Origin of the sequence: Janthinobacterium sp. HH104 (assembly GCF_001758715.1) — a bacterium.
Lineage (GTDB): Bacteria > Pseudomonadota > Gammaproteobacteria > Burkholderiales > Burkholderiaceae_D > Janthinobacterium > Janthinobacterium aestuarii.
On record NZ_LRIB01000060.1, the window covers coordinates 162,207 to 181,192 of the forward strand.

General features: G+C 65.8%; 17 protein-coding genes. 6 read left to right on the plus strand and 11 right to left on the minus strand.

The features are described 5' to 3' along the window. Nucleotides 1–29: 29 nt before the first annotated feature. The 5 genes from JAB6_RS27610 to JAB6_RS27630 all read right to left on the minus strand — a co-directional run bounded on the left by JAB6_RS27610 (nt 30) and on the right by JAB6_RS27630 (nt 5,311). Nucleotides 30–413, minus strand: a complete 384-nt coding sequence (locus JAB6_RS27610; RefSeq protein ID WP_070305996.1) for a nuclear transport factor 2 family protein — start codon at nt 411–413, stop codon at nt 30–32. A 31-nt stretch (nt 414–444) separates the two neighbouring features. Then, complete coding sequence (locus JAB6_RS27615) at nt 445–1,545, minus strand: alkene reductase (RefSeq protein ID WP_139143534.1); 1,101 nt, start codon at nt 1,543–1,545, stop codon at nt 445–447. 73 nt (nt 1,546–1,618) lie between these two features. Next, nucleotides 1,619–2,203 (minus strand): TetR/AcrR family transcriptional regulator, encoded by a 585-nt coding sequence (locus JAB6_RS27620; protein ID WP_217494664.1) that lies wholly within the window; start codon nt 2,201–2,203, stop codon nt 1,619–1,621. Between the two features lie 59 nt (nt 2,204–2,262). After that, a complete protein-coding gene (locus JAB6_RS27625) occupies nt 2,263–3,543 on the minus strand; it encodes an arsenic transporter (protein WP_070305998.1) in 1,281 nt (426 codons plus the stop codon). A 118-nt stretch (nt 3,544–3,661) separates the two neighbouring features. Then, a complete protein-coding gene (locus JAB6_RS27630; protein WP_070305999.1) occupies nt 3,662–5,311 on the minus strand; it encodes a DUF4394 domain-containing protein in 1,650 nt (549 codons plus the stop codon). Between the two features lie 194 nt (nt 5,312–5,505). Here JAB6_RS27630 and JAB6_RS27635 point away from each other — a divergent pair, with 194 nt between their 5' ends. Together JAB6_RS27635 and JAB6_RS27640 are read left to right on the plus strand one after the other, a co-directional pair. Next, a complete protein-coding gene (locus tag JAB6_RS27635; protein WP_070306000.1) occupies nt 5,506–5,793 on the plus strand; it encodes a DUF6150 family protein in 288 nt (95 codons plus the stop codon). Nucleotides 5,794–5,814: 21 nt separating this feature from the next. Then, nucleotides 5,815–6,384: a type VI secretion system tube protein Hcp gene (locus tag JAB6_RS27640; RefSeq protein ID WP_070306001.1), complete on the plus strand. Its 570-nt coding sequence runs from the start codon at nt 5,815–5,817 to the stop codon at nt 6,382–6,384. A gap of 9 nt (nt 6,385–6,393) precedes the next feature. Here the strand turns inward: JAB6_RS27640 and JAB6_RS27645 are convergent, their stop codons facing one another. The 3 genes from JAB6_RS27645 to JAB6_RS27655 are packed head-to-tail and all read right to left on the minus strand — an operon-like array spanning nt 6,394 to nt 12,103. Further along, on the minus strand, nt 6,394–7,767 hold the full coding sequence (locus tag JAB6_RS27645; protein WP_070306002.1) for an efflux transporter outer membrane subunit: 1,374 nt from the start codon (nt 7,765–7,767) through the stop codon (nt 6,394–6,396). Then, nucleotides 7,767–10,913 (minus strand): efflux RND transporter permease subunit, encoded by a 3,147-nt coding sequence (locus tag JAB6_RS27650; protein WP_070306003.1) that lies wholly within the window; start codon nt 10,911–10,913, stop codon nt 7,767–7,769. Before JAB6_RS27650 ends, JAB6_RS27645 begins: the two co-directional genes overlap by 1 nt. Before the next feature lie 26 nt (nt 10,914–10,939). Continuing rightward, on the minus strand, nt 10,940–12,103 hold the full coding sequence (locus JAB6_RS27655) for an efflux RND transporter periplasmic adaptor subunit (RefSeq protein WP_070306004.1): 1,164 nt from the start codon (nt 12,101–12,103) through the stop codon (nt 10,940–10,942). Between the two features lie 134 nt (nt 12,104–12,237). Here JAB6_RS27655 and JAB6_RS27660 point away from each other — a divergent pair, with 134 nt between their 5' ends. Further along, nucleotides 12,238–12,993, plus strand: a complete 756-nt coding sequence (locus JAB6_RS27660; RefSeq protein ID WP_070306005.1) for a response regulator — start codon at nt 12,238–12,240, stop codon at nt 12,991–12,993. Further along, the gene (locus JAB6_RS27665; protein WP_070306006.1) at nt 12,993–14,078 is read left to right on the plus strand and encodes an ATP-binding protein; all 1,086 of its coding nucleotides are present in this window, start codon (nt 12,993–12,995) and stop codon (nt 14,076–14,078) included. Before JAB6_RS27660 ends, JAB6_RS27665 begins: the two co-directional genes overlap by 1 nt. Here JAB6_RS27665 and JAB6_RS27670 read toward each other — a convergent pair whose 3' ends face one another. Then, on the minus strand, nt 14,079–14,963 hold the full coding sequence (locus tag JAB6_RS27670; protein WP_070306007.1) for a LysR family transcriptional regulator: 885 nt from the start codon (nt 14,961–14,963) through the stop codon (nt 14,079–14,081). 102 nt (nt 14,964–15,065) lie between these two features. On the opposite strand from JAB6_RS27670, the gene JAB6_RS27675 reads away from it, so the two are divergent. Together JAB6_RS27675 and JAB6_RS27680 are read left to right on the plus strand one after the other, a co-directional pair. Then, the gene (locus JAB6_RS27675) at nt 15,066–16,064 is read left to right on the plus strand and encodes an aldo/keto reductase (RefSeq protein WP_070306008.1); all 999 of its coding nucleotides are present in this window, start codon (nt 15,066–15,068) and stop codon (nt 16,062–16,064) included. A gap of 120 nt (nt 16,065–16,184) precedes the next feature. Further along, nucleotides 16,185–16,823, plus strand: a complete 639-nt coding sequence (locus tag JAB6_RS27680) for an NAD(P)H-dependent oxidoreductase (RefSeq protein ID WP_070306009.1) — start codon at nt 16,185–16,187, stop codon at nt 16,821–16,823. Between the two features lie 55 nt (nt 16,824–16,878). On the opposite strand, the gene JAB6_RS27685 is transcribed toward JAB6_RS27680, so the two are convergent. After that, nucleotides 16,879–18,189, minus strand: a complete 1,311-nt coding sequence (locus JAB6_RS27685) for an ATP-binding protein (RefSeq protein ID WP_070306011.1) — start codon at nt 18,187–18,189, stop codon at nt 16,879–16,881. Continuing rightward, a complete protein-coding gene (locus tag JAB6_RS27690) occupies nt 18,183–18,848 on the minus strand; it encodes a response regulator transcription factor (protein ID WP_034754799.1) in 666 nt (221 codons plus the stop codon). The genes JAB6_RS27685 and JAB6_RS27690 overlap by 7 nt, the downstream gene beginning before the upstream one ends. Between the last annotated feature and the right edge of the window lie 138 nt (nt 18,849–18,986).

Below are 18,986 nucleotides of genomic sequence, written 5' to 3' on the forward strand. Positions count from 1 at the left end.
GATACAGCATCGGGCGCCCAGGCAGTGCATCAGGCGCCCGCGTGCGTGTGATAGATCTTGCTCACGATGGTCCACTCGCCCTGCACTTTGAGCAGATTGAAAAAGTCGGTGAAGCGGAAGCCCGAGATATCGTCCGTGTCGACGCGCGCGCTGGCCGCCGTGCCCACGATATCGATCCGCGCGATGGCCGCCTTTGCCTGCGGCGATGGCCGGAAGGCGCTGTCGATGATTTCGAACAGGCCTTCGATGGGCCCGCCCGTCAGCTTGTCTTCGCTGTCGACGCCGAAAATGGTGGCCTCGCCGCTGAAGGCCGGGCGCATGATGCTGCTGTCGGCCTGCGCGCCGCCCGCATTGTATTGATTCAGCACGGCGACAATCGCCTGGTAATCCTGCACATAAGTGGTGTTGTTCATGTTGCGCTCCTTGAGTGGGTAAAAAGAAAAATCAGGACTGGCTGGCCGGCCAGTCGGTGTAGCCGACGGCGCCGCCCCCGTAATACGCCGCGCGCGGCGCCACGGCCAGCGCCACGCCATGGCGCAGGCGCGCCACGAGGTCCGGGTTGGCGATGAAGGGACGGCCGAAGGCCACCGCATCGACCTTGCCTTCGGCGCGGCGCGCCAGCGCCAGCGGCAAGTCGTAATGGTTGTTGCCGATGTAGGGGCCATCGAACAGCGCCCGCAACGCGTCGAGGTCGACGCCGTCCGGTACGTCGCGCGAGGTGGCCGTGGCGCCCTCGACGAAGTGCAGATAGGCCAGCCCGTGGCGGTTCAACTGTCCGATCAAATAGCCATAGGTGGCCATCACGTCGCTGTCGACGGGCGTGTTGCCCGCGTCGGGCGTGACGGGCGACAAACGGATGCCTACCCTCGATGCGCCCCAGATATTCACCACGGCATCCGTCACTTCCAGGGTCAGGCGCGCGCGGTTGTCGATGCTGCCGCCATAAGCGTCCGTGCGCCGGTTGGTCGAATCGCGCAGGAACTGGTCGAGCAGGTAGCTATTGGCCGAATGCACCTCGACGCCGTCGAAACCGGCGCGCAGCGCGCATGCGGCCGCATGCGCATACTGGGCAACGATGCCGGCGATTTCCTGCGTCTCCAGCGCGCGCGGCATGGACACGGGCTGCATGCCGCTGGCCGTGTAGGTGCTGCCCTCGGCCCGGATGGCGGACGGCGCGACGGGCGCGGCGCCATCGGGCTGCAGGCTCGTATGCGAAAACCGCCCCACATGCCACAGTTGGCAAACGATCTTGCCGCCGGCCGCATGCACGGCATCCGTGACCAGCTTCCAACCAGCCACCTGCTCGTCCGACCAGATGCCCGGTGTCAGGGCGTAGCCGCGCGCCTGGGGCGAGATATTCGTCGCTTCGCTGATGATCAGGCCGGCGCTGGCGCGCTGGGCGTAGTACTCGGCGTGCAAGGCGTTCGGCACGCCATCGTCGCCCATGCGGCTGCGCGTAAGCGGCGCCATGACGATGCGGTTGGCCAGCGCCAGCGCGCCCAGGTCGACTGGGGAAAATAAATCGTTTTCATGCTGCTCGGTCATCATATTGCTTTCATATTGTGCAAGAGGTCGAAAATAACTGACCGGTCGTCTAGTTAATAGTTAAAAAAAACGGCTAGGACAGCAGCCGTTGCGTGGTTAACGTGGCCGCGTCGAACGGCCCGCCGCTCCTGGCCACCTTGACCATCAGGGAAGCGCCCAGCCACAGCTGGTACAGGGATTCGGCCAGCACGCGCGCCGGCGTTGCCGCCGCCACGGAACCGTCGAGGTGGCCCGCCTCCACGCACTGCGTCAGGCGGTCCAGGATGGCGCCCGTGCCCTGCTGCAGCACGGCGCCCATGTCCACGGACAGGTCGCACACTTCAGCGCCCAGCTTGACCACCAGGCATTTGCCTTCCGGCGCGTTGCCGGCCTGGGTCGCGCTCCAGTAGTCAAAATACGCGAGCAGGCGCTCGCGGGCGGTGCCCGGGCCGTACAGCAAGGCGTCGACCATCTGCAGATAGGTGGTGAAATAGTCGTCGAGCAAGGCTTGGCCAAACTCTTCCTTTGACTTGAAGTAATAGTAGAACGAGCCTTTCGGCACGCCGGCGGCCGCCACCAGTTCGGCCAGGCCCACGGCCGTATAGCCCTTCTCGGCCATCAGGGCCTTGGCGATGTCGATCAGGTGCTGGCGCATGTCAGCGGAGGATTTTTTGCTCATGCGGCCAGTATAGCAAAAAATATGACCGGTCGTCTAGTAAACTATCCCCTGCTCCGCCATCACCCCAGGCGCAGCGCCAGCGCGGCCAAGGTCACAAGCAGCACGGGCACGGTCAGCACGATGCCGACGCGGAAATAGTAGCCCCAGGAAATGTGGATATTTTTGCTGTCGAGCACGTGCAGCCACAGCAAGGTAGCCAGGCTGCCGATGGGCGTGATCTTCGGTCCCAGGTCGCTGCCGATGACGTTCGCGTAAATCATCGCTTCGCGCACGGCCCCCTGCGCCGTCGTCGGGTCGATGGCCAGCGCGCCCACAAGCACCGTCGGCAAGTTGTTCATCACGGACGACAGCAAGGCCGTCAGCACGCCGGTACCCATGGCCGCGCCCCACACTCCGTACTGGGCAAAGTGGTTCAGCATGCCCGTCAGGTAAGCCGTCAAGCCCGCATTGCGCAAACCGTACACGACCAGATACATGCCCAGCGAAAAGACGACGATCTGCCACGGCGCATGGCGCAGCACGTGGCGCGTGGAAATCACGTGGCCCCTGCCGGCCACCACCAGCAGCAGCGCGGCGCCCACGGCCGCGATCAGGCTGATGGGCACGCCCAAGTGCTCTTGCGAGAAAAAGCCCACCAGCAGCAGCGCCAGCACCAGCCAGCCGGCGCGGAAGGTAGCAAGGTCGCGGATGGCGGCGTCCGGGCGTTTCAGCTGCGCGACTTCGTAGTCGCGGGGGATATCCTTGCGGAAAAAGAGCAGCAAGGCGGCCAAGGTCGCCAGTACGGCGACGACATTGACTGGCGCCATCACGGACGCGTACTCGGCAAAGCCGATCTTGAAGAAATCGGCCGAGACGATATTGACCAGGTTCGACACCACGAGCGGCAGGCTGGCCGTGTCGGCGATGAAGCCGGCCGCCATCACGTAGGCCAGGGTAGTCCTGGCGGAAAATTTCAGCGCGCGCAGCATGGCGATGACGATGGGCGTCAGGATCAGCGCGGCGCCGTCGTTGGCGAACACGGCCGAGACAAGCGCGCCCAGCAAGACCAGCAGCACGAACAGTTTTCTGCCGCTGCCCCCACCCCAGCGCGCCACGTGCAGCGCTGCCCACTCGAAGAAGCCGGCAGCGTCCAGCAGCAGGCTGATGATGATCACGGCCACGAAGGTGCCGGTGGCGTTCCACACGATATGCCAGACGACGGGGATGTCGCCCCAGTGGATCACGCCGGCCAGCAAGGCGACACAGGCGCCGATGACGGCGCTCCAGCCAATACCCAGGCCACGCGGCTGCCAGATGACGAGGATTAAGGTGGCGAGAAAGATGAGGAAAGCGGTGAGCATGGGGCGAGGTTCCGTTCGATGCGGCATCGCGGGCACCATGCGCCGCAGCCATTGAATATCATCAACAATTCTATATTACTGGAATTATTGAATCAAAGCAAAGCTGCGGCGTACTTCCTTACTTCAGCGCGATGGCGATATCGACCAGCCCCACCGCCCCATTGCCGATGGCGGAAGCGGCCGTCGTGGCCGCACCGCCGCTCAGCACGGCCCCACCCGTCGCCAGGTCGATGCGGTACAGCGAGCTCGGTCCCGTGGCCGAGGTGCGCAAGGCCGCCAGGGCCAGGCCGTTGGCGCCGCCCGCGATATCGAAGCCCACGTCGCCCGCCGCCGCCACGCCAAGCGCGCCGACATTCACCAAAGTGCCGTCGTTTGGCGGATTTTGCAGGGCGAGCGCCGCGCTGGCCGTGTCGATATCGAACAGCATGGTCGCCGTCGTGCCGGCAAAGCTGTTGGTATAGGCGGCGGCCGTCACGCTAGGCGCCGCGCCCGCGCGGTTGACGGTACCGTCGGTGGTGGTGGCGCCCGTGTCGACATTGATGCGCAGGCTTTGCCCCGTGCTGCCGATCACGCGCAGGCGATCGGCGACGGGATTGAAATCAACGCCAAAGGCCGTGCCCGCGATGGCCGTGTACGGCGCGCTGACGTCCGCCGCATCGGCGGCCAGCGTCGCCTTGACGGTGGCGGCCCCCGTCGCCGGGTCGATGGTGACGATGCGCCCCGTCGACGATATCCCGTACAGCAATCCATCCTTGGGACGGATGTCAAAGCCCAGCAGGCGCTCGCCCGCCGCCAGGCCCGTCACGGCCACGTTGGCATCCAGGGTGTTCGGCGTGGCCGTCTTGAAGGTGACGATGCGGGCGTCGTCCGTCAAGCCGTAGGCGATAGGCGCGGCCGGCGCTTTCAAGGCGATGCCGCGCAGCTCTTCCGTCACGCCGATGGCCGCCACCAGGGTCGCCGGCGCCGTGGTGGCCGCCAGGTTCAAGGTGTACAGGTTGCGCGCGCCGGCCACCGTCATGACGGCGTAGCCCGTATTCGTGCGCGCATCGATGTCGAAGCCGGTCACGCCGGTGGCCGCCACGCCCAGCGGCACGGCGCCGGCCAGGGTGCCGTTGTTCGGCGGATTTTGCGTGTACAGGGTGGCGTTGGCCCCATCGATGACAAATAAGGTGGTGCTGGCCGTGCCGGCAAAGCTGTTGGTATAGGCGGCCGCCGTGATGGCCGTATTCGCTGCACCACCGTTGATATTGCCATCTGTCGTGGTGGCGCCCGTATCGACATTGATGCGCAGACTCTGCCCCGTGTTGCTGACGACGCGCAGGCGGTCGGCGACCGGATTGAAGTCGACGCCGAACTCCGTACCGGCCAGCGCCGTGTACGGGGCCGTCGCATCACCTGCATCGGCGGCCAGGGTCGCTTTCACGGTGGCGGCGCCCGTCACGCCATTCAGGGTGTAGATGCGGCCCGTGCTGCCGACGCCATACAGCTGGCCATCGGCGGGACGGAAATCGATGCCCAGCAGGTTTTCGCCGGCCTGCAGGCCCGTCACTGTCGCCGTGGTGCGTATGGTGGCCGGCGTGGCGCGGTCGAACGACAGCAGCTTGTTGCTGGCGGTGAGCACGAAGACGTCGCCAGCCACCACCACGGGCGGCGGTGGCGTGACGACAACATCGTCGTGGTCGCTGCCGCCGCCGCAAGCGGACAAGGTCATGGCGACGGCGGAAACAAGCAGCAGCTTGGCGTATGGCAAGGTTGGCAGTGGTGACATGGTCGTGGTCCCGATAGAGTGAGTGGAGGTGTCGCTCATGCCGCCGTTGCGGCGAGCGCACCCCTGTACTACTCGCCGTACCCGCGTTTGGATGCAGTGATGCAAAAAAATTTATTTCGGTGCAATTTATGCTTGTGTTTAGGCAACTTAATCGGTGTATAGTCGCAGGCACGATTGAAACTGGGGTCAGGAAAGTGGCGCGCATCTATCAGACCAACAACATGGGCGAAGCCGACCTGCGGGTGGCCATCGTGCAGCGTGGCAATGCCGACTTGCTGGTACACCGCGTGGCCAGCTGGGGTCTGGCGCATGGCGACGCACAGTGGTTCATCACCCGTGAGCGCCTGGATGCAACGGCCAGCGTGTATTTCACCTCGCAAGGCTTCGCGCAGCTGACCATCAGTTTTGTCGACCACGCCAGCGAAGCGGGTTGGACCCGGCCACATCGGCTCAAGGGCTGCCTGTCGCACGGTGGCAGCTGACATCAAGCGGAGGAGCTCATCATGGATTTGATTTTGCTGGAACCCGGCAACGGGGAACTCGTGTTCGGCAAGACGCCGGATGGTGACAATGCCGGCATCGACGCCATCTGGCGCGACGCCGCTGCGCTGCAGGGCACGGGACCATGCATCGAGCTGGTCTCACTGCACCAGGGCATGAAGCAGCAAATAACGACGGACGTCAGCAATTCTGCGCGCACGTCGGGGCGGCCCGTGATCACGGAATTTACCTGTGTCAAATATGTCGACCGGACCTCGGTCAACTTGTACGACCTGTGCCTGCGCGCCAAGCCGCTGGGCACCGGCGCGGACCAGCCAACCAAACTGTACATCGCCCGCAACTCGGGCGACAAGACGGCCAACATCATGACCATTTGGCTGCGCGACGCCATCATCAGCGAAATCCAGCTGCAAACCCATCCCGATGACATGCCGACCGAGCAGTTCAAGCTGAATTTCACGGAAATCCTCTGGAGCCACAGCGTGCAGCAGGCCGATGGCAAGCCCGGCCCACAACACACGACGGGCTGGAGCCTGGCCCGCAATCGGCCCATCGGCGCTTTCACGGGCTAAGCAAAGCGCCTACTCTTCCAGCCCTCCCCCCAGCGCCTTGTACAAGGCCACGGCCGACTTGAACTGGTCGCGCCGTGCGTCAAGCAAGGCTTGCTGGGCCGCATACGACTGGCGCTGCGCATCGAGCAACTCCAGGCGGCTGTCCTGGCCCGCGTCGTAGCGCAGCTGCGACAGGCGCTGGCGCTGCTGCGCCGCCACCACCACGCGCTGCTGGGCATCGATCTGCTGCGCATATGTGGCGCTGCCGGCCAGGCCGTCGCGCACCTCACGAAACGCCACCTGGATCGCCTGCTCGTACTGCAGCACGGCCACGTCCTTGCGCAGGCGCGACAGCTGCAGTTCCGCGCGCAGCTGGCCGCCCTGGAACAGCGGCTGCGTCACTTGCGGTGCGAACGACCAGCTGCGCGCGCTGCCGCGGAACAGGTCACCGAGCTCCGGGCTGGCAAAACCCAGCGACGCCGTCAGCGACAGGCGCGGGAAGAAGGCGGCGCGAGCGGCGCCGATTTCCGCATTCGCCGCCACCAGCGCATATTCCGCCTGCAGGATGTCGGGTCGGCGCGCCAGCAAGTCCGACGGCAGGCCGGGCGGCAGCTGCGTCAGCACGGGCTGGCCATCAAGTGCGCGGCCAGCCGGCAAATCGGCGGGCAGCGGCGCGCCGAGCAGCAATTCCAGGTTGTTGCGCGCCAGGGCACTGGCCCGTTCGCGCGCCTGCACGTCCGCTTCCGCTGTCGCGGCCTGCCCTTCCGCCTGCGCCACGTCCAGGCCGCTGCCCTGCTGCGCGCCGTGCAGGCGCTGCGTCAGCACCAGCGCCTGGCGCCAGTCGAGCAGGGTTTGCCGCGCCAGCGCCAGCTGTTCCTCGGCCAGCCGCTGCTCCAGATAGGCGTCGGCCACGCCGCCGATCAGGGCCATGTGCGCGGCGCGCTGCCCCTGCTGCGTGGCCAGGTAGCGGGCAAACGCGGCGTCCGACAGGGAACGCAAGCGGCCGAACAGGTCGATCTCGAACGCGCTCATGGCGATGCCGGCCGTGAACTGGTTTTGCGTTACCGCGTCGGCGCCGCGCTGGCGCACGCCGCCCGCATTCGCGCCGATGGCCGGATAGCGGCCCGCATCCTGGATCTGGTACTGGGCTCGCACGGCTTCCACGTTGAGGGCCGCCACGCGCAAATCGCGGTTGTTTTCCAGGGCGATGTCGACTAGGCGCTGCAGGCGCGCATCGAGCAGCATCTGGCGCCAGCCCAGGTCCGCTGAGGTGTCGCCCATGCCTGGCGCTGAAACCTCGGCATACGCTGCAGGGATCGGCGCCGCCGGCTTGACCAGCGGCGGCGTCAAGGAACACGCCGACAAGGCCAGCGCGGCCAGGGGCGCAATAAAGAATAAACGCATTACGACTCTCCTTCCACCGCCTTGACGGCGATGCAGTTACCGCGTTTGTTGAAGTACGTGCCCATCTTGTCGACGGCGCCCAGCACCACGACAAAGAACACGGGCACGAAAAATACGGCCAGCACGGTGGCGGTGATCATGCCGCCGAACACGCCCGTGCCGATCGCGTGCTGCGTCTCGGCGCTGGCACCCGTGGCCAGCATCAGCGGCACGACGCCCAGCGCGAACGCCAGCGACGTCATCAAAATCGGACGCAAGCGCAAGCGGGCCGCTTCCACCGTCGCCTCGACCAAGCCCTTGCCTTGCGCCTGCAGCTGGCGCGCATATTCGACGATCAGGATCGCGTTCTTCGCCGACAGGCCGATGATCGTGATCATGCCCACCTTGAAGAACACGTCGTTCGGCATGCCGCGCAACATCACGGCCAGCACGGCGCCCAGCAATCCCAACGGCACGACCAGCATCACGGAGACGGGAATGCTCCAGCTTTCATACAGGGCCGCCAGCACGAGGAAGACCACCAGCATCGACAGCGCCATCAGCATGGGCGCCTGCGACGCCGATTCCTTCTCTTGCAGCGACTGGCCCGTCCACGCCAGCGCGAAGCCCGGTGGCAGCTGTTTCACGAGCCGTTCCATTTCCAGCATGGCGTCGCCGCTCGATACGCCCGGCGCCGCGCTGCCCGAAATGCGCGCCGCAGGATAACCCTGGTAGCGCACCAGCTGCAGCGGCGACTCGCTCCACACGGGGCGCACCAGTTCACCCAGCGCCACCATGCCGCCCGCGTTATTGCGGATGCGCAGGGCCAGCACGTCGTTCAGCTGCATGCGCGACGGCGCATCGGCCTGGATGATCACCTGCTGCATGCGGCCGGCATTCGGGAAATCATTGACATAGGTCGAGCCCATGGCCGCCGTCAGCATGTCGGCAATGGCCGTAAACGACACGCCCAGCGCTTCGGCCTTGGTGCGGTCGATGTCGAGGCGCACGCTGGCGCCGGGCGGCAAGCCGTCCGGATACACGCCGGCCACCTTGCCGCTTTGCGCGGCCAGGCCCAGCAACTGGTTCTGCGCCGCCTGCAAGGCAGCGACACCCTGGTTGGCGCGGTCTTGCAGGCGCATGGAAAAGCCCGACGAGTTGCCCAGTTCATCGATGGCGGGCGGCATCAGGCTCATGATCATGCCCTCCTTCGCCTGCGACATGGCCGCCTGCGCCAGCGCCACTTCTTCCTGCGCCGTGGCGCCGTTGCGCTCTTTCCAGTCCTTCAGCATGGTGAACGCCAGGCCCGCATTCGGCCCCGCGCCGGAAAAGCTGAAACCGAGAATAGACTGGTTCACTTCGATGCCGGGCCGCGTGGCCACGTGCTGCTCGTACATCTTGACGACGTCGAGCGTGCGCTCCATCGTCGCGTCGGACGGCAGCTGGATCGAGGTGATGAAGTATCCCTGGTCTTCCTCCGGCAAGAAGGCCGACGGCAGCTGCATGAAGGCCACGCCCAGCGCCGCGACGATGGCGCCATACAGCACCATCGAGCGGCCCGCGCGTTTCACCATCGCCACCACGCCCTTTTCATAGCGCGCCGTCATGCGCTCAAAACCGCGGTCGAACCACAGGAAGAAGCCTTTCTTGTCATGGTCGTGCGGGCCTATCGGTTTCAACATGGTGGCGCACAGGGCCGGCGTCAGGGTCAAGGCCAGGAATGCCGAGAACAGGATGGACACGGCCATGGCCAGGGTGAACTGGCGATAGATCGCACCGACGGAGCCGCTGGCCAGCGCCATCGGAATGAACACGGCCGTCAGCACCAGGGTGATGCCCACTACCGCCCCGGTGATTTCACGCATCGCTTTCGACGTCGCTTCCTTCGGCGACAAGCCCTCGGTGGCCATCAGGCGCTCGACGGCTTCCACCACGACGATGGCGTCATCGACGATGATACCGATGGCCAGCACCATGCCGAACATGGTCAGCACGTTGACGGAATAGCCGGCCATCAGCATGACCGTGAAGGTGCCCATCAGGGCGATCGGCGCGACGATGGCGGGAATCAGCGTGTAGCGTATCTTTTGCAGGAACAGATACATGACGAGGAAGACCAGCACCATCGCTTCCAGCAGGGTCACGACGACCTTTTCAATCGAGATCTTCACGAACGGCGCCGTATCGAACGGTACCGAGTATTTGATCCCGGCCGGCATGGTGTGCGCCAGTTCGGCCATGCGCGCGCGCACGGCGCTGGCCGTCTGCACGGCGTTGGCGCCGGGCGACAGCATGATGGCAGCACCCGACGCAGCTTGCCCGTTTTCGCGGATGCTGAAGTTGAAGCTTTGCGCGCCCAGCGACACTTTCGCCACGTCGCCGATCGTCACTTTCGAGCCGTCCGCATTCGCGCGCAGCACGATGGCGGCAAATTCGGCCGGCGTCTGCAGCTGGCCCTGCACCGTCAGCGGGATGGTCACGCGCTGGCCGTGCACGGCGGGCGAATCACCGAGGCGGCCCGGGGCGATCTGCGCATTTTGCTGCGCGATGGCGGCCGTCAGCTCGCCCATGGCGATGTTGTACGACACCAGCTTGGCAGGATCGACCCAGATGCGCATGGCACGCTCGGAGCCGAACAGCTGCACCTTGCCCACGCCGGGAATGCGGCGCAGTTCTTCCGTCACGTTGCGCGCCAGGTAGTCGCCCAGCGCCACTTCATCGTGCTGGCCATTGTCGGAAATCAGGCTGACGATCATCAGGAAGCCGGACGACGCCGACTCCACCGTCAAGCCATTTTGCCGCACGGCTTGCGGCAGGCGCGGTTCGATGGCTTTCAGGCGGTTCTGCACGTCCACCTGCGCCATTTCCGGGTTCGTTCCCGGCTGGAAGGTGACGGTGATCGAGGCCGAGCCCGACGTATCGGTGGACGACTCGAAATACAGCAGATGCTTGACGCCCGACAGTTCGCGTTCGATCAGGCCCACCACGGAATCGTTCATGGTTTGCGGCGTGGCGCCGGGGTAGTTGGCGCTGATGCTGACGCTGGGCGGCGCCACCGAGGGGAAGCGCGCAATCGGCAATTGCGGTATGGCGATCAGTCCGAACAGGACGATGAAGACCGCCACCACCCACGCAAAGACGGGGCGGTTGATGAAAAATTGAGGCATGTCGTTAAACTTTCAATATGTACGAGTCAGCGCACTGCACTGACGACAGGTGCGGTGGCAACGGCGGCGGCGCGCTTCCATGGCTGCGGTGCGGCCGTGGCGCCCGGCTGCAAGCGTTCCTGGCCTTCGATGACGACGGTTTCTCCCGCTTTCAGGCCGCCGTTGACCACGTACTGGTGGTCGATCACGTCGCCCACGGCGATCGTTTTCAGGCTCGCTTTGTTCGTGCCATCGAGCACCCAGGCCTGCGCCTGGCCGCCGCTGCTGTGCAAGACGGCTTGCTGCGGCAGCAGCACGCCATTTGCCTGCACGGCACGGGCGATGCGGGCGCGCACGAACATGCCTGGCAAGAGCTGGCGCTGCGGATTGTCGACCAGCACGCGGACGACGGCGTCGCCCGTGCCCGCATCGACGCTGATGCCGGAGAACAGGATGCGCCCCGTGACGGGATGCGGCTGGCCATCGGCGCCTAAAATGGTCACGGGTAGCTTGTCCGCGCCGCCGTTGCCCGAGGCTTGCAAGGCGGCCAGCGCGGCAGCCGGCTGGCGCACGTCGACGTACACTTTGTCGATCTGCTGGATGCGCGCCATCGGCGTGGCGTCGGCCAGCCCTACGAGCGCGCCTTCCGTCACCAGTTCGGAGCCGATGCGCCCGGCAATCGGTGCTTCGATGCTGGCAAAGGCCAGGTCCAGGCGGCGGCGCGCCAGGCTGGCCCGCGCCTGCGCCACGGTGGCCACGGCTTGCTCGCGCTGGGCCACGGCGTCGTCATACGCCTGGCGGCTGATGGCGTCCGCCTCGACCAGCGGTTTTAACCTGTCGGCCTGGCTGCTGGCGCGGTTCGCCGTGGCCACCGCATGCTGCAGGGCGGCGGCGGCCGAATCGACTTCCGCCTGGAATGGCGCCGGGTTCAGCTGGAACAACTTCTGTCCCGCTTTCACTTCGGCGCCCTGCTCGAACTGGCGGCGCAGCACGATGCCGCCCACCTGCGGGCGGATGTCGGCCGTGCGGAAAGCCGCCACCCTGCCCGGTAATTCATCGCTGAGGACGACGGGCGCCGCTTGCAGCTTGAGCACAGTGACGGCGGCGGGTGGCGCGGCGCCTTCTTCCGGCGCGGGTTTGGAACAGGCGGCAAGGCTGAGCAGTGCCGCGGCGATCAACATGTTTTTCTTGGTGAGGTGGCTCGGATGCATGGTCTTTCTCTATGGCAGATCCCAACCGGCGGTCCGGTCGACAGATAGGCCGCAGCATAAAAGCCTTGCATGGATGTTCCGTCAAAGAAATGTGGAGATTCGATGGAGACAGCGAAGAATGCTAGACTAATTGCATGAACTATCATCACAGCGCCAGCCAGCCCTCCTTCCTTGCCACCACGCCGCCTTCCGCCCTCGTCCTGATCGCCGAAGATGAGCCGCAAATCGCCCGCATCCTCGCCGGTTACCTCGAGCGCGACGGCTACCGCACGGCCTTCGCGCACGATGGCCAGGAAGCGCTGAACCAGCACCTGGCATTGGCGCCGGACCTGCTGCTGCTCGACGTGCAAATGCCCCGTGTCGATGGCTGGGGCGTGCTGGCGGAAGTACGGCGGCGCGGCGAAACGCCCGTCATCATGCTGACGGCCCGCGACCAGGATGCGGACAAGTTGGCCGCCCTGCGCGTGGGCGCCGACGACTACATCATCAAGCCATTCAATCCGGCCGAAGTGGTGGCGCGCGTGGCGGCCGTGCTGCGCCGCTCGCGCGTGCGCCACCACCCGGTGGGCGGCCAGCGCCTGCGCTGCGGCCCCATCGAAATCGACCAGGAAACGTATGTGGCCAGCGTGCTGCACGATGGCATGGCCCAGCCTCTCATGCTCAGCCTGACGTTGACGGAGTTCCGCTTGCTGGCCCACCTGGCGCGCACGCCGCGGCGCGTCTGCAGCCGCCTGGAATTGCTCGAGTCGTGCATGCCCGAGAGCAATTCGATGGAACGCACGGTGGACAGCCACGTCAGCAAGCTGCGCAAGAAACTGGAAGAAGCGGGCGTGATGAATATGCCGGCCAGCCTGCGCGGTGTGGGCTACCGCCTGGAAAGCGAGCTCTGATGCGCTTCACAGGCTTGAACCGGCAGATCATCCTGTCGATGTCCGTGCTGATGGTGTGCAGCATCCTGATCATCTGGATCGGTTCCTGGACCTTCTTCGCCATCGCCTTCAAGATCGATCCCGGCATGCTGTCCGAGCCGGACGACTGGTCGCCCAGCACGGTCGAGTGGCTGTGGATCTTCGCCATCACCATCTTCGGCCTGGGCCTGGCCGCGTTTTTCGCCCTCAAGCTGGCCGCGCGCATCCTCAAACCGATCAATTCCGTGATGGACAGCGTGCGCCGCGTGGCCCATGGCGACCTGTCCGCGCGCGCGTTCGCCGGCGACCGCAGCCTGGGCGAGACAGCCATGCTGGTCGACAACTTCAACAGCATGGCCGAGCGCCTGCAGCGGGGCGCGCAGGAAAGCGAAACGTGGAATGCGGCCATCGCGCACGAACTGCGCACGCCCGTGACCATCCTGCGCGGCACCTTGCAAGGCGTCGTCGATGGCGTCTTCAAGCCCGAGGAAGTGCCGTTTTCCAGCCTGCTGGCGCAAGTGGAAGACCTGGGGCGCCTGATCGAGGACTTGCGCACCCTGAGCCTGGCCGACAGCGGCCACATGCAACTGCGCATGGCGTGGACGGACCTGACCCTGGAAATCGAGGAAGTGGGTCGGTTGCTGGCGCAGGAAATGGAAGCGGCCGGTTTTACCTTGCAGCTGCACCTGTCCGACCATCCCGTCTGCTGCGACGCGGCGCGCATCCGGCAAATCGTGCTGGCCTTGCTCGACAATGCGCGCCGCTATGCGCATCCGGGCCTGCTGCGCGTGCGCACCCGCGTGCTAGCAGGCCAGTACTACCTGAGCGTCGAGGACGCGGGTCCCGGCATTGCCGACGAATTGGCGCCGCACGTGTTCGAAGCGTTCCGCCGCGGCGACAGCGCCAGGGTCGACCTGAACGCGGGCAGCGGCCTGGGCCTGGCCGTGGTCGAAGCCATCGCGCGCGCGCACGGCGGCAGCGCCGTCTGCACGCGTGGCAAGGCGGGCGGCAGTCTGTTCACCATCAAGTGGCCGGTCGAGCATGCCGCGCCGCCGCCCGCCGGCTAACTACGCCGGCGCGCGCAGCATGTCGACAAAGGCGCGCAGGACGGCCGGCATCTGCCGCCGGCTCGGGTAATACAGGAAGTAACGGGGCGGCGGCGGCAGGCAACTCTCCAGCACGCACGCCAGGCGCCCCGCCGCGATATCGGCGCGCGCATCGGCCTCGTACACATAGGCCAGTCCCGCGCCATCGCGGGCCGCGCGCAGCATCAGTTCATCGTCGTCGAACACCAGCGGGCCGCCGACGGCGATGCTGAAGCCCTCGCCTGCCTGCTCGAACTCCCACGCATACTGGCGCCCGCTGGGAAAACGCCGGCCTATGCAGGCGTGGTTCAGCAACGCGCGTGGCGTGCTTGGTGCGCCATGCGCGGCAAGGTAGGCGGGCGACGCCACCACCACGAACGGTTGCGGCGCGCCGACAGGCACGGCGATCATGTCGGCCGCCACCTGCTCGCCGAAGCGGATGCCCGCGTCAAAACCATCGCGCACGATATCGATCATGCCGTCGTCGGTCACCACTTCCACCTGCACGCGCGGATTACGGGCGACAAAACTGGCCAGCATGGGCGCGAGCAGCAGCCGGGCGGCCGGACGGGGCACGTTCAGGCGCAGCTTGCCTGCCGGCACATCCTGCAAGGTGCTCAGGTCCAGCAAGGCATCGTCGATTTCGCGCATGGCCGGCGCCAGCCGCGCCAGCAGCAGCTGCCCCGCCTCGGTCGGCGTGACGCTGCGCGTGGTGCGGTTCAGCAGGCGCACGCCCAGCCGCTCTTCCAGCGCGCGCAGCGCATGGCTGAGGGCGGAGGCGGATACGCCCCGTTCCAGGGCCGCCTTGCGGAAGCTGCGCAGGCGGGCGACGGCGGCAAAGGCCGTCAATTCATTGAGGTCAGCCATTATTCATGAGTTTCATTCAGCAATACATGCAGGATAAGCTATCTTATCGCATGCTGTGCGCCCGCCCATACTCTGTGTTCCAACTATTAACGAGGAATGACAATGGAACACAGAACACTGGGCAACTCCGGCTTGCGCGTCGCCCCCATCGGCCTGGGCTGCATGGGCATGAGCTTTGCCTACGGCGGCGCGGACGAGGCCACCTCGCTGCGCGTGCTGCACCGCGCCGTGGAACTGGGCGTGACCCTGATCGACACGGCGGAAGTCTATGGCCCCTATGCCAACGAGGACTTGGTAGGCCGCGCCCTGAAGGAACTGCGCGGCAAGGTCAGCATCGCCACCAAGTTCGGCTTCAAGATCTTGCCCCATGGCCAGGGCGTGGAACGCATGGCGGGTGTCGACAGCCGCCCCGAGCACATCGTCCAGGCCGTGGAAGCGTCGCTGTCCAGGCTCGGCATCGAGTGCATCGACTTGCTGTACCAGCACCGCGTGGACCCCGCCGTGCCCATCGAAGACGTGGTCGGCGCCATGGCCGGTCTGGTGCGGGCGGGCAAGGTACGCCACCTGGGCCTGTCGGAAGTGTCGGCAGCCACCCTGCGTCGCGCCCACGCCGTGCACGCGATTGCGGCCGTCCAATCCGAATATTCGCTGTGGAGCCGCGACGTGGAAGCCGAGGTGCTGCCTGCCTGCCGGGAGCTGGGCATCGGCTTCGTACCCTACAGCCCGCTGGGCCGGGGTTTCCTGACGGGCCAGCTGAACTCCAGCGCCGCGCTGGCGCCAGACGACTACCGCCACAGCCTGCCACGCTTCCAGCCGTCCGCGATGGCGGCCAACGCCCACCACGTTGCCGAGCTGCAGCGCCTGGCAGCCGCACGCGGCGCCACGGCGGCGCAACTGGCGCTGGCCTGGCTGCTGGCGCAAGGTACTGACATCGTACCGATACCGGGCGCCCGCAGCCTGGTGCACCTGGAAGAGAATGTGGCCGCCGGCCAAATCACATTGAGCGAAAGCGAGCTGGCCGCCATCGGCGCCGCCATCGCGCCCGCCAGCGTGCAGGGTGCGCGCTACCCGGACGTGGAGCTTGCCATGGTTGGCCTGTAGACAACCATGCTGGAGTGCGCTAACTTGAGTACGGTAAGCAATTCTTTGCCCCTTTACACTTGAAATGCCCGAATCCGCTATCATTTCCAGTCTGAACTATTCATTATGAAAGGGATTTACATGTCCGATTTGCTCGAAACACTGCAATGGCGCTACGCCACCAAGAAAATGGACCCGACGAAAACGGTGCCGCAAGACAAGGTCGAGCGCATTCTGGAAGCCGTGCGCCTGACGGCCAGTTCCAGCGGACTGCATCCTTACGAAGTCTTCGTCGTGACGAATCCGGCCCTGCGCGAGCAGATCAAGCCGCATGCGTGGAACCAGTCGCAAGTGACGGACGCCTCGCATCTGCTGGTGTTTGCTGCCTGGGACAATTACACGGTCGAACGCATCAACAAGATGTTTGACCTGGTCAACACCGTGCGCGGCTTCAAGAATGAAGGCTGGGAAGCGTACCGCCAGCAAATCCTCGCCACCTACCCGCAGCGCGATGCGGAAACCAACTACCAGCACGCGGCGCGCCAGGCCTACATCGGCGTGGGCACGGCCCTGATCGCCGCAGCGCAGGAAAAAGTCGATTCGACGCCGATGGAAGGTTTTGATCCGGCCAAGGTCGACGAGATCCTGGGCTTGCGCGAAAAAGGCCTGCGTTCCGTCGTCATGCTGCCGCTCGGCTACCGCGCCGACGAAGGCGACTGGCTGGTGGACCTGAAAAAAGTGCGCCCTGCACGCGAGCAATTCATCACCGAGCTGGCCTAAGCGCTTCGCCCGTAATTGAAAAGCGGATGCCTTCACCGGCATCCGCTTTTTTCATTCAGGCCGCCTGCGGAAAACGTACCGTCACCTGCAGTCCCCGCCCCGCCTCGCCTTCAGCCAGCGCGATGTCGGCCTGGTGGTGCTCCGCGATGTGGCGCACGATGGACAGGCCCAGGCCGCAGCCCCAGGCGTCATTGCCGTCGGGACGGAAGAAGCGGTCGAACAGGCGCGCATGGTGCTGTTGCGGCACGCCGGGGCCGTTGTCGGACACGCGCAGCAGCGGCCTGCCCTCCTCCAGCGCCGCCTGCAAGTCGACCCTGCCACCCTGCTGCGTGTAGCGCAAGGCGTTGTCGATCAGGTTATTCAGCAACACTTGCAAGCCGTCGGGATCGGCTTGCACCAGTACTCTGGCCGGCGGCGCTTCCACCACGCCCAGGTCGATGTCGCGGCTGTCGGCCAGCGCGCTGTGGTCGGCCACGGCCGCTTCCAGCAATTGCCCCAGGTCCACCGTGTGCAGCTGGCTGGCCGTGAGCGCCGTTTCATGCCGCGCCAGGCTGAGCAATTGGCGCACGAGGTGCGTGCTGCGGTCCAGCCGTTCGTGCAGGCGCGCCAGCGCCACGCGGCGTTCTTCCTCGCTGCCGGCCCGCTCGGCCACCTGGAGCTGCAGTTTCAACGCCGTCAGCGGCGAGCGCAATTCATGCGCGGCATCGGCAACAAAGGTGCGCTGCGCCGTCAGCGCCGCCTCGAACTGCCCCATCAAACTATTCAACGCCAGCGCCACGGGCCGCAGTTCGGGCGGCATGTCGTCGGCCGCCAGCGGCGTCAAGGTATCCGGCGAGCGACCCGCCACGGATTCGGCCAGCCGGTGCAGCGGCGCCAGCGCGCGCCCCACGACGACGACGATCAGCAGCGCCAGGATCAGCGCGAACACCAGCAGCGGTGCGCCGGCGCGCATGGTCATCTGCCAGGCCAACTGGTCGCGCACGGCCTGCGCCTGCGCCACCTGCACGTAGCGGCCGCGCCGCGTTTCGCCGTACAGGCGCCAGTCCTCGCCGTGCAGCACGACATCGGCAAAGCCGGCCAGCGCATAGCGCGGCAATGCCGGCTGGCCCTGCAGGACGGGCAAGGGCTGGCCGTCCTCGTCCCACGCCTGCAGCACGAACGCTTCTTCCGGGTCTTGCGCGGCGGCCAGGCCCGCCTGCGGCTCGAACTCGTCGGGCAAGGCCACGGCCAGCTGGCGCAATTGCAGGTCGGCCAGTTCATTGGTTTCTTCCAGCAGCGAGCGGAACAGCGAAATGCCGGCGCCGAGCACGCACAGCAAGGTGGCGGCCAGCAAGCCGAGCAGCAACTGGCGGCGGATGGTCAGCATGCCGCCACCCGCATCTTGTAGCCCACGCCGCGCACGGTCTGGATGCAGTCCGCGCCGAATTTCTTGCGCAGCTGGTACACGTACACGTCGACGGTATTGCTTTCCACTTCGCAATCCCAGCCATACAGTTTTTCGCTCAGCTGGCGCTTCGACACCACCTTGCCCGGATGGTCGAGCAAGGCACGCAGCACGGAAAATTCGCGCGGCGGCAATTTGATCAGTTCGCCCTCGAACGTGACGTCGTGGCTGGCCAGGTCGAGTATCAGCGCGCCATGTTCGATGACGGAGCGCGAACGGCTGACCCGGCGCCGCAGCAAGGCGCGGATGCGCGCCAGCAGCTCGTCGAGGTCGAAGGGCTTGACCAGGTAATCGTCGGCGCCGCTGTCGAGCCCGTCGACGCGGGCCGGCGTGCCGTCGCGCGCCGTGATGATCAGCACGGGCAACTCGGCGCCCCGTGCACGCATGCTGCGCAGCACGTCCATGCCCTGCTTGCCGGGCAAGCCCAGGTCCAGCAGCATCAAATCGTAGGCGAAACCGGCCAGCGCCAGCTCCGCATCGTGGCCGTCGCGCACCCAGTCCACGGCATAGCACTCGCCGCGCAAGCCCTCAACCAAGCTTTCCCCGATCATCGGATCGTCTTCCACCAGCAACACGCGCACCTGGACCTCTCGCAGTCTTGAAAATACCGCTATCTTAACGTGGCTGGAAAAAGCGGGCCTGGCCGCCGCCGCAGCATGTGTCCGGCGCCCGTCGCAGGAATTCACGATGCGGTGACTATGTGCGCATTTGGCGCGTTT

What these genes read in the sequence shown, in the direction of transcription:
- JAB6_RS27610 (WP_070305996.1), bottom strand. Translation starts at nt 413, where the DNA reads ATGAACAACACCACTTATGTGCAGGATTACCAGGCGATTGTCGCCGTG.
- JAB6_RS27615 (WP_139143534.1), bottom strand. Translation starts at nt 1,545, where the DNA reads ATGACCGAGCAGCATGAAAACGATTTATTTTCCCCAGTCGACCTGGGC.
- JAB6_RS27620 (WP_217494664.1), bottom strand. Translation starts at nt 2,203, where the DNA reads ATGAGCAAAAAATCCTCCGCTGACATGCGCCAGCACCTGATCGACATC.
- JAB6_RS27625 (WP_070305998.1), bottom strand. Translation starts at nt 3,543, where the DNA reads ATGCTCACCGCTTTCCTCATCTTTCTCGCCACCTTAATCCTCGTCATC.
- JAB6_RS27630 (WP_070305999.1), bottom strand. Translation starts at nt 5,311, where the DNA reads ATGTCACCACTGCCAACCTTGCCATACGCCAAGCTGCTGCTTGTTTCC.
- JAB6_RS27640 (WP_070306001.1), top strand. Translation starts at nt 5,815, where the DNA reads ATGGATTTGATTTTGCTGGAACCCGGCAACGGGGAACTCGTGTTCGGC.
- JAB6_RS27645 (WP_070306002.1), bottom strand. Translation starts at nt 7,767, where the DNA reads ATGCGTTTATTCTTTATTGCGCCCCTGGCCGCGCTGGCCTTGTCGGCG.
- JAB6_RS27650 (WP_070306003.1), bottom strand. Translation starts at nt 10,913, where the DNA reads ATGCCTCAATTTTTCATCAACCGCCCCGTCTTTGCGTGGGTGGTGGCG.
- JAB6_RS27655 (WP_070306004.1), bottom strand. Translation starts at nt 12,103, where the DNA reads ATGCATCCGAGCCACCTCACCAAGAAAAACATGTTGATCGCCGCGGCA.
- JAB6_RS27660 (WP_070306005.1), top strand. Translation starts at nt 12,238, where the DNA reads ATGAACTATCATCACAGCGCCAGCCAGCCCTCCTTCCTTGCCACCACG.
- JAB6_RS27665 (WP_070306006.1), top strand. Translation starts at nt 12,993, where the DNA reads ATGCGCTTCACAGGCTTGAACCGGCAGATCATCCTGTCGATGTCCGTG.
- JAB6_RS27670 (WP_070306007.1), bottom strand. Translation starts at nt 14,963, where the DNA reads ATGGCTGACCTCAATGAATTGACGGCCTTTGCCGCCGTCGCCCGCCTG.
- JAB6_RS27675 (WP_070306008.1), top strand. Translation starts at nt 15,066, where the DNA reads ATGGAACACAGAACACTGGGCAACTCCGGCTTGCGCGTCGCCCCCATC.
- JAB6_RS27680 (WP_070306009.1), top strand. Translation starts at nt 16,185, where the DNA reads ATGTCCGATTTGCTCGAAACACTGCAATGGCGCTACGCCACCAAGAAA.
- JAB6_RS27685 (WP_070306011.1), bottom strand. Translation starts at nt 18,189, where the DNA reads ATGCTGACCATCCGCCGCCAGTTGCTGCTCGGCTTGCTGGCCGCCACC.